Source organism: Klenkia soli, assembly GCF_900103975.1.
Classification (GTDB): Bacteria; Actinomycetota; Actinomycetes; order Mycobacteriales; family Geodermatophilaceae; genus Klenkia; species Klenkia soli.
The window spans coordinates 69934-87391 of the sequence record NZ_FNIR01000005.1 but is presented as its reverse complement, the minus strand read 5'-3'; the positions used below and the strand labels follow the sequence as shown (position 1 = coordinate 87391).

The window sequence follows — 17458 nt, the reverse complement described above, 5'->3', positions numbered from 1 at the left end:
GGTCAGCCGACGGTGATCGCGTCGACGTCGATCCAGCCGGTGTCGCCCTGGTTCATCGCGATGCCCACGGTCGAGCCGCCGGCCGGCAGGTCCACCACGAAGCTCTGCTGGCTCCAGGTGTTCCAGTCGGCGGTGGCCGCGTAGGAGACCACCTGGGTGGCCTGCCCGCCCACGAGGGCCGTGAGGGTGCGCGCCCCGGCGGGCCCGCCGCCGCCGGCGGCGTACCGGACGGTGATCGTGACCGGCCCGGCAGCTGCCCGGGTGACGGGCACGGTGGTCGAGGACCCGGCGGTGATCAGGTTGGCCACGTACCCGGTCCCGGTCCACCCGGTGCTGCCGGTCCAGACGACCGCCGAACCGGCCAGCGTGCCGGTCTCGCCCTGGACGACGGCCGCCGCCGGGGCGGTGGTGAGCCCGGTCCGGACCGTGAAGCTCGCGTCGGCCGTGAACAGGGCGGACCCGTCGGTGGCCTGGGCGACGAGCTGGTAGTTCTGGTGCCGGAGGTAGACCCCCGGGGTGCCCCACAGCTGCAGGGAGGTGCCCTGCCCGGTCAACCCGGTTACCGGCAGGAACGTCGCCGCGGCCGCACCCGCCGCGGTGCCGTCGGGCCGGGCGAGGGTGACCCGGCCCCCGGTGCCGTTGGCCCTCAGGTACTGCCCGGGGAAGCCGACCGCCTCCAGCGAGATCCCACCGGCTCCGGCGAGGCCGGGCCGGACGACGAAGGAGCTGTCGGCCTTGTCCCCGGCGCCGCTGGCGGCGCCGATGGCCGAGAGGGCGCCCTGGAAGTTCTGGTGCCGCACCAGGTAGCCGGCGATGTTCCCGGCCTCCAGGCCGACGCTGGTGCCCACGGTGAGCGGCACGGTCGGGACGCCCGTCAGACCGGCCCGGACGGCGAAGGTGGCGTCGTTGCGGAACAGGTCGGAGCCGTCGGTGGCCTGGCCGTACAGCTGGAAGTTCTGGTGGCGGAGGTAGACCCCCGGGGTGCCCCACAGCTGCAGCGACGTGTTCTGCCCGTTCAGCCCGCCGACCGGGAGGAAGGTCGCCGCCGCGGCCCCGGCGGCGGTGCCGTCGGGGGTGGCCAGGGTGACCCGGCCGCCCGTGCCGTTGCTGCGCAGGAACTGGCCCGGGGAGTTCACCGACTCCAGGGAGACGCCGTCGGCACCGGCGAGCCCGGTGCGCACGACGAAGGAGCTGTCGGCCTGGTCGGCGGCTGCGCTGGCGGCGGTGATCGCCGACAGGGAGCCCTGGTCGCCGGCGTGGCGCACGCGGTACCCGGGGTAGTTCACGGCCTCCAGGCCGACGCTGGTGCCCACGGTCAGCGGGACCGAGCCGGTGGGCGTGGTGGCCGGGGTGCCGCCACCGGTCGCGGTGGTGGGGGCGTTGACGGTGACGCTGCCGGCCGCGCCGTTGCGGATGGTGAGCACCTGGCCGGCCGAGGGCACGCCGTTGGAGTCGACCGTGCTGAGCAGGTAGTCGCCGGCCGGCAGCGTGTTCGCGCTGGTCGGCAGGGAGACCTTCACGCTCGCCCCGTTCTGCGTCACCGTCAGCGGCACGCGGCGCTGGTCGGTGGCGTAGGAGTGGGTGACGCCGCCCATGCTGATCAGGGACGCCTCGCGGATGGTCCGGTTGTCGCCCATGCCGAGGGTGAGCTGGCCGCCGTAGGTGGCCGAACCGGCCAGGGTGGTGATCGTCGGCCGGCTGGCCCACCGGGTGACGCCGTCGGCGCCGCGGGTGAACAGCGACGGCGGGTAGAACATCTCGGCGTTCAGGTTGTCCTCGGGACCGGGCACGCCGCCCCCGCCGGTGAAGACCGCGCCGCTGGGCATGACCAGGGCGGTCGAGTGGTAGGTCCGGATGCGCTGGGCCGTGGCGGCCGCCGTCCAGGTGCCCGTGGCCGGGTTCCAGATCTCGGCCCGGCGCACCGCCGAGTCCCCGTTCGTGCCGGTGGCCGTGCCGCCGGAGGCGAGCACGCGGCCGTCGGGCAGCACGGTCAGGTTCAGCCAGTTGCGGGCCGAGGCCATCGAGGCCGTGGAGGTGATCCGCGGGGTGGTGCCGGTGTAGTCGACGACCGCGGCGCGGTTGGTGGCCGCGGTGCCGTCCTCGTTGAACGCCTGGCCGCCACCGGCCACGAGCACCCGGCCGGGGGCGTACATGACCTGGGAACCGGAGACGCGGGGGTTGAACGGCAGGGTGCCCGTACGCGTGACGCTGCCGGTGCCGGCGACCGACATCCGCCAGACCACGTCGCCGGAGGTGCCGACGATCGTGCCCCCCGGGCCGTTGAACGCGCGGGGGTACCACCAGCGGTTGTCCGTGGCCCCGAAGGCCAGCGCGCTGTTCGCACCGGTCAGCGACGTCCAGGCACCGGTCCCGGTGCCGATCTCGGGGGTGGTGGCGACCTTGGAGTTGTCGTTCGGGGTCCGGTAGGCGCCGGTGTTGTAGTAGTCGGCCCCGCCGAGGACGACGACCCGGTCGTCGGGCAGCCGCAGGGCGGTGGCGTACCAGCGCTGGCGGGCCAGGTTCGCGCCCATCGTCTGGTCGCGGCTGGTGGGGTCGTAGACCATCGTCTGCATGGTCGAGTTGCCGCCGACCATGAGGATCCGGCCGTCGGGCAGCGTGACGCCGGCGTTGCAGAAGCTGTTGTAGTCGTGCATCGAGGGCGACTGGGTGTGGGTCGCGGCGGCGGCCCCGGCCGAGGGGTCCCAGTCGTCCTAGGTCAGGCCGCCCTGCTGCGCGGTGCCCAGCGGCGTGCCGTAGGTGACCAGGTGGCCGTTGCGGGCCACGACGGCGTGCAGCGGGATGACCGGCCAGGCCATCTGCGGGCCGAACATGCCGGCGGTGGCCGCGTCGGCCGCGGGCTGCAGCGTGCCGAGGTAGGGGTCGGCCGGCTGGTTGAGCGCGATCGGGGTGGTGCCGACGACGTAGGTGCCGGGGGTGGCGGCCGCGGCGGGGGCGGCCGCGACGACGGCGGCGACGGAACCGGCGAGGGCGACGGCGAGGCCGCCGGCCAGCAGGCGGGGCCCGCGCAGGCGGCGGGCGGTGGAGCGGAGGGACACCAGGAGCTCCCGGGACGACGGGCTGCTGGCTCGTACCAGCCGGGAGAGGATGACGCACGGTGATCGTCCTGCCAAGAAACCCCGGCATGCGCGGTGGTCTCGACTACTCTCAGTGGTCGAACGGTTGTGGTTCGGCGCACACCCGGGGCGAGGACGGGTGGGTCCCCGGGCCGCCGTCAGCCTCCCGGGTGTCATCCGACCCGTCGGGGTGGGTGCGTGCTCCGCCGTGCCCGCGGTCGCGACACACCACCCCGCTCGGGGGACGGTCGTTGTTCCGAGCCTGGGAGGTGCACATGATCTCCCTGTGCAGCGCATCCTCCTCGACGGCGTCCCCGTCCTCCACCTGTCCGGCTCCCGTCGGACCTCCATGGCGCTGGTCTTCGGCGTCGGGGTCCGTGACGAGACGTTCGCGACCCGGGAGACCACGCACCTCGTCGAGCACCTGGTCATGGGCGCGCTGCCGAAGAGCAGCCTGCAGCGCAACGCCACCACCGGCATCGGCACCACCGACTTCCACGCCACCGGGCGGCCCGAGGCCGTCGCCGCGTTCGTGGAGCAGGTGTGCGGGGCCATCCGCGAGCTGTCCCTGCAGCGGATCGACGCGGAGATCGGCGTCCTGCAGGCCGAGGACTGCTCGGGGGTCGGGGGGTTCGTCGAGAGCATGCTGGCGCAGCGCTACGGGCTCACGGGACCGGGGGTCGCCTGGCCCGGTGGGCCCGGGCCGCACTTCCTGCGCGACGAGGACGTCCTCGCCCATGCCCGCCGGTGGTTCGTGGCCGAGAACGCGGTCCTGGTCTGCCACGGCGAGCTCCCCGAGGGGCTGCGCCTCGACCTGCCGCACGGGCCGCGCCCGGTCCACGCGGAGGCCGTGCTGCGATCCCAGCGCGCGGCGTCGTGGTCGAAGAGCTGGGCGGCCGGCGTCGGCCTGATGGTGTCGGCGGACGGGGCGTGGGACCCCGCGCTGCGGCTGGCCCTGGACGTCGTCCGCGAGCGGGTGCAGGACGTCGCACGCGTCGAGCGCGGCCTCAGCTACTCCTCGGGGGTCGCCGTCCTGGAGTTCGAGGCCGGCCACCGCGAGCTGGTGCTCGCCGTGGATGCCCGCGAGGGCCAGGAGGGTGCCGTCGCCGGGATCGTCTGGGACGCCTGGCGGTCCCTGTGCGCCGACGGACCGCGGGCCGACGAGGTGGCGCACGTCGTGGACGAGGTCCGGGAGGAGCTGGACGGGGCCGACCCGGACGACCTCGCGTCGGGTGACCTGCACGAGGCCGCGGCCGCCCAGCTCCTCGGCCTGGAGTCGCGCCCCAACGCGTCCCTGCTGGACAGCTACCTCGCCGTGACCGCCGAGCAGGTCCGGGACGCCGCGCGAGCGGTGTGGACCTCCGCCCTGCTGCAGGTGCCCGAGTGGTCGACCTTCGAGGGGCTCCCCGGGCTCGAGCGCTGGCGCGCGTGCGGGTGGGCACCGGAGGTCCCCGCCGGTCGCACCCTGCGTCCGTCGGCGCTGGTCCGCATGCTGCCCGGGCCGGCCAAGAAGCGTCGGGTCGTCCTGTCCGACCACGGCATCGCGCACCAGGACGACGACGGGGACGTCCACGTCATCTCCTGGGGCGACCTCGACACCGTCTTCCGCCAGGGCGAGGTCAAGGACGAGAAGGGCAAGGTCCAGGACGGCGGTGCGCTGGTGGTGATCGGGCGGAACGCCTGCATGTTCCGCGTGGACGACGACTCCTTCGGCACGAAGGCCGTCGAGACGGCGTCGGCGCACGTGCGCCGGCACGTCCCCGGTCTGCGGTGGCCCGCGGAGCGGGTGCCGCAGTGGACCCGTCCGCAGTGGGCGGGTGCCTGAGCCCCGCCGCTCCTACACTCAGCCGGTGCAGATCCCCTTCACGTCCTCCGAGCGCTCGAGCCTGGGGGTCGAGTGGGAGCTGCAGCTGGTCGACCGCGAGACCCGCCAGCTCACCTCCGGCGCCACCGAGATCCTCGCCGAGCTCAAGCCGGCCGACGCCGACGAGCACCCCAAGGCCAAGCACGAGCTGCTGCAGTCGACCGTCGAGATCATCACCGGCATCTGCAGCACGGTCGCCGAGGCCAAGGCCGACCTGGCCGGCACCCTCGCCGAGGTCGTCGAGGCCGCGGACCGGCGGGGGCTCGGGGTGCTCTGCGCCGGCACGCACCCGATCACCGACTGGCAGACCCAGGACATCTCGCCGAAGGAGCGGTACGCACAGCTGGTCGAGAAGATGCAGTGGCTGGCCCGCCGGCTGCAGATCTTCGGCGTCCACGTGCACGTCGGCGTCCGGTCCTCGGACAAGATCATCCCGATCGTGAACGCGCTGACCCAGTACGTGCCGCACTTCCTCGCCCTGTCCGCGTCCTCGCCCTACTGGGTCGGTGCCGACACCGGTCTGGCCAGTGCCCGGTCCAAGGTGTTCGAGGGCATGCCCACGGCGGGGCTGCCCTACCAGCTCTCGGGCTGGGACGGCTTCGAGCGGTACATGGAGACGCTGATCTCCACCCACACGATCGAGACCGTGCGCGAGGTGTGGTGGGACATCCGCCCGCACCCCGAGTTCGGCACCGTCGAGCTGCGCATCTGCGACGGCCTGCCCACCCTCGACGAGATCGGCGCGGTCGCGGCGCTCAGCCAGTGCCTGGTCGAGCAGTTCGACCGCGAGATCGACCGCGGCTACACGCTGCCGGTGCCCGCGAGCTGGGTGCTGCGCGAGAACAAGTGGCGCGCGGCGCGCTACGGCCTGGACGCCGAGATCATCGTCGACGACCGCGGCACGGTGCAGCCGGTCCGCGAGGCCCTGCGGGAGCTCGTCGAGCAGCTCACGCCGACGGCCAAGAAGCTGCAGTGCCTCGACGAGCTGTTCGACGTGCTGCGCATCCTCGAGGTCGGTGGGTCCTACCAGCGGCAGCGCGCGGTCGCCGCGGCCAACGACGGCCGGCTCGAGCCGGTGGTGGACAGCCTGCTGGCCGAGATGAGGGACGGGCTGCCCTCGTGAGCGCGGCCGACTCCGTCGACCGCTGGGTGGAGGCGCACCACGACGAGCTGGTCGCGACCCGCCGGCACCTGCACGCCCACCCGGAGCTGGGGTTCGCCGAGCACGAGACGACGGCCTACCTCGAGCGCCAGCTGCGCCGGGCGGGCCTCACCCCGCAGCGGCTGCCCGGCGGCACCGGGCTTATCTGCGACGTCGGGTCCGGGGGACCGGTCACCGTGCTGCGGGCCGACATCGACGCGCTGCCGCTGGCCGACCTCAAGGACGTCCCGTACGCCTCCACCCGTCCCGGCATGTGCCATGCCTGCGGGCACGACGTCCACACCACCGTGCTGCTCGGGGTGGCCCGGGCGCTGGCCGCCCAGGGCGACCTCCCCGGCACCGTGCGCGCGGTCTTCCAGCCCGCCGAGGAGCAGGTGCCCGGCGGGGCGCTGCAGGTGCTCGAGGCCGGGGTGCTGGACGGCGCGAGCCGGGCCTTCGCGCTGCACTGCGACCCCTCGGTGCCGGTCGGGCGGGTGGGCCTGCGCACCGGGTCGATCACCGCGGCCTGCGACCGGCTCGAGGTCACCCTCACCGGTCCCGGCGGGCACACGGCCCGACCCCAGCTGACCGTCGACCTGGTCCACGCCCTCGCCCGCGTGGTCACCGAGGTCCCGGGCCTGCTGGGCCGGCAGGTCGACCCGCGGGCCGCGATGTCCCTGGTCTGGGGCGCGGTGGGGGCCGGTGTCGCGGCCAACGCCATCCCGCAGACGGGGATGCTGCGCGGGACCGTGCGGGTGCTCGACCGGGCGGTCTGGGACCGGTCCGAGGAGCTGGTCCGGCGCCTGGTGCACCGGGTCGGCGAGGACTCCGGGGCCACGGTCGACGTCGAGTACGTGCGCGGCGTCCCGCCGGTGGTCAACGACCCGCGCGGGGTCGCCCTGCTGCGGTCGGCGGCCCTCGAGACCGTCGGCGGCGACGGGGTCGTGCTGTCGCCGCAGAGCATGGGCGGCGAGGACTTCGGCTGGTTCGCCGAGCGGCTGCCGATCGCCCTGGCCCGGCTGGGCACCCACGGCGGGGGCGACCCCCTCGACCTGCACCGGGGCACCTTCGACGTCGACGAGCGCGCCATCGGGGTGGGCGTGCGGTTGATGGCCCGCACCGCGCTGCACTCCCTCTCCGCCGACGCGCCGGCCGCGGCCCGGTCCGGTCAGGTGTGACCGTCCCGACAGCCGCTGCGGGCGCCGCCGTCGGTGACGTCCGGTAGACACAGCGGCGACGCACACCCCGGCGTTGCACACAGCAGGAGAACGGTGATTCGACGATGAGCCACCCCACCCCCGAGGCCGCGACCGAGCCGGTCGCGCCGCCCGACGACCTCGCCCTGGCCGCCGACTTCCCGCAGCCCACCCTCGACCAGTGGCGCGAGCTGGTCGCCGGCGTGCTGCGCAAGGCCGGCCGCGAGGAGCTCCCCGAACCGGTCGAGGAGGCGCTGCGCAGCACCGTGGCCACCGGGGTCTCGGTCCGGCCGCTGTACACCGCGGCCGACGTCGCGCTGCTGCCCGGCACCGGCGCCCCGGGCCTGCCGCCGTTCGTGCGCGGTTCCCGGGTGGTCCGCCCGTCCCCGGCCGCCGCCGACGGGCAGGCGGCCACGAGCACGCCGGCGGGGTGGGACGTCCGGCAGCGGCACGCCGACCCCGATGCCGGGACGACGAAGGACGCGATCGGCGCCGACCTCGAGCACGGCGTCACCTCGCTCTGGCTGGTGCTCGGCGAGGGCGGCACCCCGGTCGACGCGCTGGGTGAGGTGCTCGCCGACGTCCTGCTCGACCTCGCCCCGGTCACCCTGCAGGGCGGCCCCGCCGCGGCGGAGGCGTTCCTCGACCTGGTCGAGGGACGCACCGACCTCGCCCCCGGCGGCAACCTCGGGCTGGACCCGCTGGGCGTGCAGGCCGCGTCGGGGCAGGCGCAGGACCTCTCCGGGCTGGGCGCGCTCGCCCGGCGGGCCGCCGAGCACGGCGACCTGCGGTCCGTCGTCGTCGACGCCACCGTCGTGCACGACGCCGGGGCCACCGCGGTCGAGGAGCTGGGCTGCGCGATCTCGGCCGGGGTCGCCTACCTGCGGGCGCTCACCGAGCAGGGCCTGCCGGTGGCCGAGGCCGCGGAGCAGCTGGAGTTCCGGTTCGCCGCGACCGCCGACCAGTTCACCACCATCGCGACGCTGCGGGCCGCCCGCCGGTTGTGGGACCGGGTGGCCGAGGCCTCCGGCGTCCCCGCGGCCCGGCGCGGCATGCGCCAGCACGCCGTCACCTCCTCGGTGATGACCACCGCGCGCGACCCCTGGGTGAACATGCTGCGCACCACCGTGGCCTGCTTCGCCGCCGGCGTCGGCGGGGCCGACGCGATCACGGTGCAGCCCTTCGACGCCGCCCTGGGCCTGCCCGACCCGTTCGCCCGGCGCATCGCCCGCAACACCCAGGCACTGCTGCTCGAGGAGAGCCACCTGGGCCGGGTGCTCGACCCCGCCGGCGGCTCCTGGTACGTCGAGTCGTTGACCGACGCGCTCGCGCACGCCGGCTGGGAGTGGTTCACCGAGATCGAGCGGGCCGGCGGGTACGCGGCCGCGCTGTCGTCGGGCCTGGTGGCCGAGCGGGTGGCTGCGGCCTGGGCGGACCGGTCGCGGCGGCTGGCCACCCGGCGGGACCCGATCACCGGCGTCAGCGAGTTCCCGAACCTGGCCGAGAAGCTGCCCGAGCGTCGTCCGGCGGGCGAGGCGCTGCCGCCGGGCCCGGGCGGGTTGCCGCGGGTGCGTGCCGCGCATGCCTTCGAGCAGCTGCGCGACCGCTCCGACGAGCCGGGCGACCGCCCGTCGGTCTACCTGGCCACGCTCGGCAAGCCCGCCGCGCACACCGCCCGGCTGTCCTTCGCCTCGAACCTGTTCCAGGCCGGTGGCCTGGCCACCCCGTCCGGCTCCGGCGTCGAGGGCTTCACCGACGCCCGGACGACGACCGCGTGCGTCTGCGGGTCCGACAGGGACTACGCCACCGGCGCCGCGGACCTCGTCGCCGAGCTGCGGGCCGCCGGCGCCCAGCGCATCTGGCTCGCCGGGAAACCGGAGCTCGACGTGCCCGGCGTCGACGGCCACGTGTTCGCCGGCTGCGACGCCGTCGACGTCCTCACCACCACCCTCGACGAGCTGCTGGGAGCACGGGCATGAGCGGCATCCCCGACTTCGGGTCCCTCGAGCTGGGCACCACCGACCCCGCCACGGCTGCCGACTGGGCCGCCGAGTTCGCCGAGCGCACCGGCCGGGCGGTCGGCGATGCCGAGTGGGAGACGCCCGAGGGCATCGGCGTGCCGCCGCTGCTGACCGCCGAAGACCTGGCCGGGCTCGACCACCTCGACGGCCTCCCGGGACTCCCGCCGTTCGGCCGCGGGCCCTACCCGACGATGTACACGACGCAGCCGTGGACGGTCCGGCAGTACGCCGGGTTCTCCACCGCCGCGGCCTCGAACGCGTTCTACCGGCGCAACCTGGCGGCGGGGCAGAAGGGCCTGTCGGTCGCCTTCGACCTGCCCACCCACCGCGGCTACGACTCCGACCACCCGCGGGTGCCCGGCGACGTCGGCATGGCCGGGGTGGCCATCGACTCGATCTACGACATGCGCCAGCTCTTCGACGGCATCCCGCTGGACCGCATGAGCGTGTCGATGACGATGAACGGCGCCGTGCTGCCGGTGCTGGCGCTCTACATCGTGGCGGCCGAGGAGCAGGGGGTGGCGCCCGAGCAGCTGAGCGGGACCATCCAGAACGACATCCTCAAGGAGTTCATGGTCCGCAACACCTACATCTACCCCCCGGGGCCCTCGATGCAGGTGATCAGCGACATCTTCGCCTACACGTCGCAGAAGATGCCCCGGTTCAACTCGATCTCGATCTCCGGGTACCACATCCAGGAGGCCGGGGCGACGGCCGACCTGGAGCTGGCGTACACCCTCGCCGACGGCGTCGAGTACCTCAAGGCCGGCCGCGAGGCCGGCATGGACGTCGACGCGTTCGCGCCCCGGTTGAGCTTCTTCTGGGGCATCGGGATGAACTTCTTCATGGAGGTCGCGAAGCTGCGGGCCGGCCGGTTGCTGTGGGCCAAGCTGGTCGAGCGCGAGGGCGCGACCAACCCCAAGTCGCTGTCGCTGCGCACGCACTCGCAGACCTCGGGCTGGTCGCTGACCGCGCAGGACGTCTACAACAACGTCGTCCGCACCTGCGTCGAGGCGATGGCGGCCACCCAGGGCCACACCCAGTCGCTGCACACCAACGCCCTGGACGAGGCGCTCGCGCTGCCCACCGACTTCTCCGCCCGGATCGCCCGCAACACGCAGCTGCTGCTGCAGCAGGAGTCGGGCACCACGCGGGTCATCGACCCGTGGGGCGGGTCGGCGTACGTGGAGAAGCTGACCGCCGACCTGGCCCGCAAGGCCTGGGCGCACATCGAGGAGGTCGCGGCGCACGGCGGCATGGCGCAGGCGATCAGCGACGGCATCCCCAAGCTGCGCATCGAGGAGGCCGCGGCCCGCACCCAGGCCCGCATCGACTCCGGCCGGCAGCCGGTCATCGGGGTGAACAAGTACCGGGTCGAGGCCGACGAGGCCATCGAGGTGCTGCGCGTGGACAACGCCGACGTGCTGGCCCAGCAGGTGCAGCGGTTGAAGGACCTCCGCGCCGAGCGGGACCAGGCGGCCTGCGACGCGGCGCTCGCGAAGCTGGCCGAGGCCGCCCGGGCCGCGGCCGACGGCAAGCGGGGCCAGGAGCTGGAGACCAACCTGCTGGCCCTGGCCGTCGACGCCGCGCGGGCGAAGGCGACGGTCGGGGAGATCTCCGACGCGCTGGAGGAGGTCTACGGCCGGCACGCGGGCCAGGTGCGCACGATCTCCGGGGTGTACCGCGAGGAGGCAGGGGAGGGCGGCCCGATGCAGGAGACCCGACGGCTGACCGAGGAGTTCGCCGAGGCCGAGGGCCGCCGTCCGCGCATCCTGGTGGCCAAGATGGGCCAGGACGGCCACGACCGCGGCCAGAAGGTGATCGCCACCGCGTTCGCCGACCTGGGCTTCGACGTCGACGTGGGCCCGCTGTTCCAGACGCCGGAGGAGGTCGCCCGGCAGGCGGTGGAGGCCGACGTGCACGTCGTCGGGGTCTCCTCGCTCGCCGCGGGCCACCTCACGCTGGTGCCGGCGCTGCGCGACGCGCTGGCCGAGCTCGGGGCCGACGACGTGCTGATCGTGGTCGGCGGGGTGATCCCGCCCGACGACGTGCCGACGCTGCGCGAGATGGGCGCCGCGGCGGTGTTCCCGCCCGGGACGGTGATCGCGGAGGCCGCGCAGGAGCTGCTGCGCGAGCTGTCGTCCCGCCTCGGTCACTGATGGAGCTCGCGGACGGGGTCCTGGCGGCCGACCGCAGGTCGGTGGCCCGGGCCATCACGCTGGTGGAGTCCCGGCGGCCCGACCACCGGGAGCGGGCGCAGGAGCTGCTGGTCGAGCTGCTGCCGCACGCCGGCGGGGCCCGGCGCGTGGGCATCAGCGGGGTGCCCGGGGTCGGCAAGTCGACCTTCATCGACCAGCTCGGCGTCGACCTGACGGCCCAGGGCTCGAAGGTGGCCGTGCTCGCGGTGGACCCGTCGTCGGCCCGGTCGGGCGGGTCGATCCTGGGTGACAAGACCCGCATGGCCCGGCTGTCGGTGGACCCGGCTGCGTTCATCCGGCCCTCGCCCACGGCGGGGACCCTGGGCGGGGTCGCGCAGGCCACCCGGGAGTCGATGGTGGTGGTGGAGGCCGCCGGCTACGACGTCGTGCTGGTCGAGACCGTCGGCGTCGGGCAGAGCGAGACCACGGTCGCCGAGATGGTCGACACCTTCCTGTTCCTCACCCTGGCCCGGACCGGCGACTCGTTGCAGGGCATCAAGCGGGGGATCCTGGAGATCGCCGACGTCATCGCGGTCAACAAGGCCGACGGCCCGTCCGCCGGCGATGCCCGCACGGCGGCCCGCGAGCTGGCCGGCGCCATCCGCATGCTGCGCGGCGCCTCGGACTGGGACGTGCCCGTGCTCACCTGCGCCGGGCTGACCGGCGAAGGCCTGGCCGAGGTGTGGGCCCAGGTGGTCGCGCACGAGGAGCGGCTGCGGGCGTCGGGGGAGTTCGTCCGGCGGCGCAACGCCCAGCAGGTGCGCTGGACCTGGCAGCTGGTCCGCGACGGCCTCGAGGCCCGGTTGCGCGAGCACCCCGACGTCCGGGCCTCGTCGGGTGAGCTGGAGCGGCGGGTGCTGGCCGGCGAGCTCACCCCGGCGCTGGCCGCCCGCGAGCTGCTGAGCACGTTCCTGGCCGACCCGACCCCCTGACCCCATGCGTCCCGCAGTCACCGCCGGACCCGTGTCGGACCGCCACGTCACACCGCCCACCGTCGGCACGTCGTAGCTTTCCGCAGTCGGTCGATGACGGTCATCCCGACGGTGCCCTCGGGCGCGGTGCTGTGCGGGGGAGAGCTGTGACGACGACGGGTGTGGTGCACGAGCGGGTCGGCGGCCGGCTGGCGCTGCTGGACGGGTTGCGGTTCGTCGCGGCGCTGGCGGTGGTGGCGTTCCACTACACCGGCCGGGACAGCGTGGCGTGGTCCCAGAGCGTGCGCGACGTCTTCCCGACCGTCAGCCGGTTCACCCTCTACGGCGGGTTCGGGCCCTACCTCTTCTTCATGATCAGCGGTTTCGTCGTCCTCATGAGCGCCTGGGGGCGCTCGGTGCCGTCCTTCCTGGCCTCCCGTGTCGGCCGGCTGTTCCCCGCCTACTGGTTCGCGGTGGCCTTCATCGCTGCGGTGCTGCTGGTCGACCGCCAGACCATCCCGATCTGGCGCGACCTGGGGTTCTCCGGCGTGGCGATGAACATGACCATGCTGCAGTCCGCCTTCGGCGTGGGCCATGTCGACGGCGTCTTCTGGACCCTCTGGGTCGAGCTGAAGTTCTACGTGCTCGTCGCGGTGCTGGCCCACGTCGGGCTGACGACCCGCCGCGTGCTGGCGCTCTGCCTCGCGTGGCCGGTGCTCGGCGCGCTCGCCGCGCAGACCGGGACGTCCTGGGCCGTCACCGCGCTCGAGCCCACGTACGCACCCTTCTTCTGCATCGGCATCGCGGTGTACCTGGTGTTCCGCAACGGCTGGACCCCGCTCACCGCCCTCGTGCTCGGGGTGAACTACCTGGCGGCGCTGTGGACCGCCACGACCTACTACGTGCAGTGGTCGCAGGACGTGGCGGGTGCGCCGGTCTCGCGCCGGGGCATCGCGCTGCTGCTCACCCTGTGCGTGCTGGCGCTCGTCGCGGTCACCCTGACCCGGTTGCGGCGGGTGTCGTGGCGGTGGGTCTCGCTGCTGGGTGCGCTCACCTACCCGCTGTACCTGGTGCACGAGTACCCCGGGTGGATCGCGATCCACCACCTCGGGCCGGTGCTGCCGGCGCACCTCCTGGTCCCGGTCGTGGTCCTGCTCGCCCTGGTGCTGGCCTACCTGGTGCACCGCTGCGTCGAGCGACCGCTGGGACCGTGGCTGCGGCGCACCGTCGAGCGCGAGCTCACCGGGACCGGCGCCCCCGACGGTCCCGGAGCCCGTCCCGCGGGTCGGCGGCGCAGCAGGCACGCCCCGCGTGCGGTGCACGTCGAGCAGATCGGCACCCCTGTCGCCCGGACCCCCGCCGACTGACCGGCCCGGTCGAGGTGGGTGCGCCGCCCCGGAGACGGCACCAGGGAGGATGGGGGAGCACACCCACCGCACAGCACCGCACGGGAGCCCCTTCATGACCCGCATCGTGATCATCGGCGGCGGACCGGCCGGCTACGAGGCCGCCCTGGTCGCCGCCCAACTGGGTGCCGAGGTCACCGTCGTCGAGCGGGACGGTCTCGGCGGCGCCAGCGTCCTCACCGACTGCGTGCCGTCCAAGACCCTCATCGCCGCCGCCGGCGCCATGACCGCGGTGCGCGACTCCGCCGTCCTCGGGCTGCAGGGCTCGGACCTGGCCACCGTCAGCCTCGACCTGGCCAAGGTGAACCACCGGATCAAGGGCCTGGCCGTCGCGCAGTCGGCCGACATCCACGCCCGGCTCGAGAGCGTCGGGGTGCGCTGCGTGAGCGGACAGGCGCGGTTGTCCGACGAGATCCGCGGGCTGATCGCCCACCGGGTCGAGGTCTGCGACTTCGACGGCGGGGTCAAGCAGGAGATCGAGTGCGACGTCGTCCTCATCGCCACCGGCGCCGACCCGCGCGTGCTGCCCGGGGCCGAGCCCGACGGCGAGCGGATCCTGTCCTGGCGCGACGTGTACGAGCTGGAGGAGCTGCCCGAGCACCTGGTGGTCGTCGGGTCCGGCGTCACCGGCGCCGAGTTCGCCTCCGGGTACCTCGAGGCCGGGGTGCCGGTCACGCTCGTCTCGTCCCGCGAGCAGGTGCTGCCCGGTGAGGACGCCGACGCCGCCGCAGTCGTGGAGCAGGTCTTCCAGTCCCGGGGCGGCAAGATCGCCGACCGTGGTCGGGCGGAGTCGGTCACGCGGACCCCGACCGGGGTCGAGGTGCGGCTGACCGACGGCCGGGTGGTCACCGGTTCGCACGCGCTCATGACGGTCGGCACGGTCCCGAACACCGCCGGGCTGAACCTGGAGCAGTGCGGGGTCGCCACCTCGCCGTCCGGGCACGTGGTGGTGGACCGGGTCTCCCGCACCTCGGTCTCGGGCATCTACGCCGCCGGCGACGTCACCGGGGTCTTCCAGCTCGCCTCGGTCGCCGCCATGCAGGGCCGCATCGCGATGTGGCACGCCCTGGGTGAGGCGGTGTCGCCGATCCGGCTCAAGACCGTGGCCGGCAACGTCTTCACCCATCCCGAGATCGCGACCGTCGGCGTGCAGGAGAAGACCCTGCCCGAGGGCACGGACATCGAGAGCGTCCAGCTGCCGCTGGCCACCAATGCCCGGGCGAAGATGAGCGACCTGCGCGACGGCTTCGTCAAGATCTTCGCCCGTCGGTCGACCGGGGTCGTGGTGGGCGGGGTCGTCGTCGCCCCGGGGGCCTCGGAGCTGGTGCTGCCCATCACGCTCGCGGTCAGCAAGGGCCTCACGGTCGACGACCTGGCCCAGACGTTCTCCATCTACCCCTCGCTCTCGGGGTCGATCACCGAGGCCGGCCGGCGGTTGATGAACAGCCAGGACGACTGAGATCAGCACACCAGGACGGGTGAGGTGACCACCCAGGACGGGTGATGTCCTCAAGCTGCACCGCCACCGGGCCGAAGACCTGGCAGATCCCCTTCTGCTCAGGAGTCCCACGTGCCCCACGCCCGTCGCCGCAGGTTGCGCTGCTCGGTGCTCGCCGCCTCCGTCGCGGTGATCGCCTCGCTCGCGGTCGCCCCCGCGGCGCAGGCCGACACCGCCGTCCCCACGGGGACGGAGGCCGCGCCCACGACGCAGTCCGAGCCCTCCACCGGGGTGACCCCGACCACCGACAGCCCGGCGCCGACGACCACGGACGCGCCGACCGCGCTGCCGACCGACGCACCGACCTCGTCCACGGCCGACGCCACGGCCGACCCCACGGCCCCGGCGACCACCGACGCGGCCGAGGTCACCGCGGGCGACACCGTCGTCGGTGAGCTGGTGCAGGCCTACCCGGACCCCGAGTCGGTCGACCACGACCACGAGCAGGGCGCGGCCCACGACGACGCCCCGCTCAGCTGGATCGAGACCCCCGCGGGCGACGCCGTCCGGGTGCCGACCGACGACCTGCCCGAGGTGGCGACCGGGTCCACCCTGGCCGTCACGGTGGGCGACGAGGTCACCGACGAGGCGAGCCAGGAGCAGGGCCTCGCGCCCGCCCTCGAGGTGCAGTCGGCCAGGGTGCTGGCCGCCGCCGGCACCGACCCGACCACCGCGGCCGCCGGCACCACCCCGACCAACCTCGTGACCGTCGTGATGGTCCTGCCCGCAGGTGCCTCGCCCGACGGCACGACGGTGGACCAGGTCGTGGCCCAGGTCAACGGCGGTGTCGCCGCGTTCTGGAACGAGCAGAGCGGCGGCACCGTGCGCATCGAGGCCGGCTGGGGCGCCCGGGGGTGGGTGCGCTCCACCGCCGACTGCACGGACCCGCAGGGCCTGTGGAACACCGCCGTCTCGGTGACGGGCTGGCGGCAGGACCCAGGTCGGCACCTCATGGTCTACGTCCCCAGCACCGCCTCGGGCTGCGCCTACGGGCTGGGCACCATCGGCTCGTCGGTCGGCACCGGCGGCCGCGCCTACGTCAAGGACGTCGCGACCTCGGTGATGGCGCACGAGCTGGGCCACAACTTCGGGCTGGGCCACTCCTCCCAGTTCCAGTGCGACGGCACGGTGGAGACCGGCCGCTGCCAGACCGTGCAGTACGCCGACTACTACGACGTCATGGGCTTCAGCTGGGCCCAGGTGGGCTCGCTGAACACCGCCCAGGCAGCCAGGATCGGGCTGCTCCCGGCGTCGGAGATGGTCGCCCTCACCCCGGCCAGCGCGCCGACGACGGTCACCCTGGCCCCGGTCTCCGCGGCGAGCGGTACCCGCGCGGTCAAGCTGACCGACTCGGCCGGCGCGGTGTACTGGATCGAGTACCGGCAGGCCAGCGGCCAGGACGCCTGGCTGTCGACGCCGTCGAACAGCCGCCGGCTCGACGTGGGCATCGTGGTGCGCCGGGTGACCGGGGACGGCAACTCCACCTCCGTCCTCCTCGACGGGACCCCCAGCGCCGCGGCGAACTGGAACGCCGACCAGCAGAGCGCGCTGCCCGCGGGCAGCTACGTCGACGTCGGGGCGGACTTCGCCGTCCGCGCCGGGAGCGGCGGGGTCGTGACGATCGGCAACCGGGCGAACGTCGCGGCCGACATCGATGCGGCGTACGCCCGCGCCGGCGGTTCGGGCGGGTCGCTCCGGGCGCCGACCAGCGGTGTCATCTGCGGGATGGTGGGCTCCGGCTGCGGTCGCAACTACCAGGGCGGGGTCATCTATTGGACCCCGGGCTCCGGGGCCCACGTGGTGGCCGACCCGGTGCTCTCGGCCTGGGGTCCGCGCCGTGAGACCGGCGTGCTGGGCTACCCCGTCTCCGACTACGCGTGCGGCATGGCCCTCGGCGGTTGCGGTCAGGCGTTCCAGGGTGGTCGGGTGTACAGCACCTGGAGCACCGGTACCCACGCGGTGTACGGGGCGTTCCAGGACGTCTGGACGGCGCAGGGGTACGAGAACGGTCCGCTGGGCTACCCGACCACCGACGTGATCTGCGGCATGCGCGGTGGTGGGTGCGGTCAGGTGTTCCAGGGTGGTCGGATCTACTCCTCGCCCTCGACCGGGACGTACGCGATCAGCGGTGCTGTCCACGCCGCGTGGG

General features: G+C 74.2%; 11 protein-coding genes. 9 read left to right on the top strand and 2 right to left on the bottom strand.

All coding sequences use genetic code 11. The annotated features are described in order from the left end of the window. Positions 1-2: 2 nt before the first annotated feature. Together BLS67_RS08995 and BLS67_RS08990 are read right to left on the bottom strand one after the other, a co-directional pair. Positions 3-2654: an AbfB domain-containing protein gene (locus BLS67_RS08995; RefSeq protein ID WP_091243469.1), complete on the bottom strand. Its 2652-nt coding sequence runs from the start codon at positions 2652-2654 to the stop codon at positions 3-5. A gap of 57 nt (positions 2655-2711) precedes the next feature. After that, positions 2712-3056, bottom strand: a complete 345-nt coding sequence (locus tag BLS67_RS08990) for a hypothetical protein (RefSeq protein WP_091243467.1) — start codon at positions 3054-3056, stop codon at positions 2712-2714. A gap of 304 nt (positions 3057-3360) precedes the next feature. Here BLS67_RS08990 and BLS67_RS08980 point away from each other — a divergent pair, with 304 nt between their 5' ends. The 9 genes from BLS67_RS08980 to BLS67_RS23740 all read left to right on the top strand — a co-directional run. Beyond that, positions 3361-4899 carry a peptidase M16 family protein gene (locus BLS67_RS08980; RefSeq protein WP_091243460.1) on the top strand — a complete coding sequence of 513 codons (1539 nt, stop codon included), beginning with the start codon at positions 3361-3363 and terminating at the stop codon, positions 4897-4899. Between the two features lie 25 nt (positions 4900-4924). Further along, positions 4925-6061, top strand: a complete 1137-nt coding sequence (locus BLS67_RS08975) for a glutamate--cysteine ligase (protein WP_091243457.1) — start codon at positions 4925-4927, stop codon at positions 6059-6061. Next, the gene (locus BLS67_RS08970; protein WP_091243455.1) at positions 6058-7257 is read left to right on the top strand and encodes an amidohydrolase; all 1200 of its coding nucleotides are present in this window, start codon (positions 6058-6060) and stop codon (positions 7255-7257) included. Before BLS67_RS08975 ends, BLS67_RS08970 begins: the two co-directional genes overlap by 4 nt. Positions 7258-7361: 104 nt before the next feature. After that, a complete protein-coding gene (locus BLS67_RS08965; RefSeq protein ID WP_091243452.1) occupies positions 7362-9254 on the top strand; it encodes a methylmalonyl-CoA mutase family protein in 1893 nt (630 codons plus the stop codon). After that, the gene (gene scpA, locus BLS67_RS08960; RefSeq protein WP_091243448.1) at positions 9251-11455 is read left to right on the top strand and encodes a methylmalonyl-CoA mutase; all 2205 of its coding nucleotides are present in this window, start codon (positions 9251-9253) and stop codon (positions 11453-11455) included. Before BLS67_RS08965 ends, scpA begins: the two co-directional genes overlap by 4 nt. Next, a complete protein-coding gene (meaB, locus tag BLS67_RS08955) occupies positions 11455-12426 on the top strand; it encodes a methylmalonyl Co-A mutase-associated GTPase MeaB (RefSeq protein ID WP_091243445.1) in 972 nt (323 codons plus the stop codon). Before scpA ends, meaB begins: the two co-directional genes overlap by 1 nt. A 146-nt stretch (positions 12427-12572) precedes the next feature. Further along, positions 12573-13772 (top strand): acyltransferase family protein, encoded by a 1200-nt coding sequence (locus BLS67_RS08950; RefSeq protein ID WP_165617529.1) that lies wholly within the window; start codon positions 12573-12575, stop codon positions 13770-13772. 94 nt (positions 13773-13866) lie between these two features. Continuing rightward, positions 13867-15270, top strand: a complete 1404-nt coding sequence (locus BLS67_RS08945) for an NAD(P)H-quinone dehydrogenase (RefSeq protein WP_091243438.1) — start codon at positions 13867-13869, stop codon at positions 15268-15270. A 111-nt stretch (positions 15271-15381) separates the two neighbouring features. Beyond that, positions 15382-17458, top strand: a 2077-nt coding sequence (locus tag BLS67_RS23740; protein ID WP_278247120.1) for a zinc-dependent metalloprotease family protein, incomplete at its 3' end; no start/stop codon positions are given.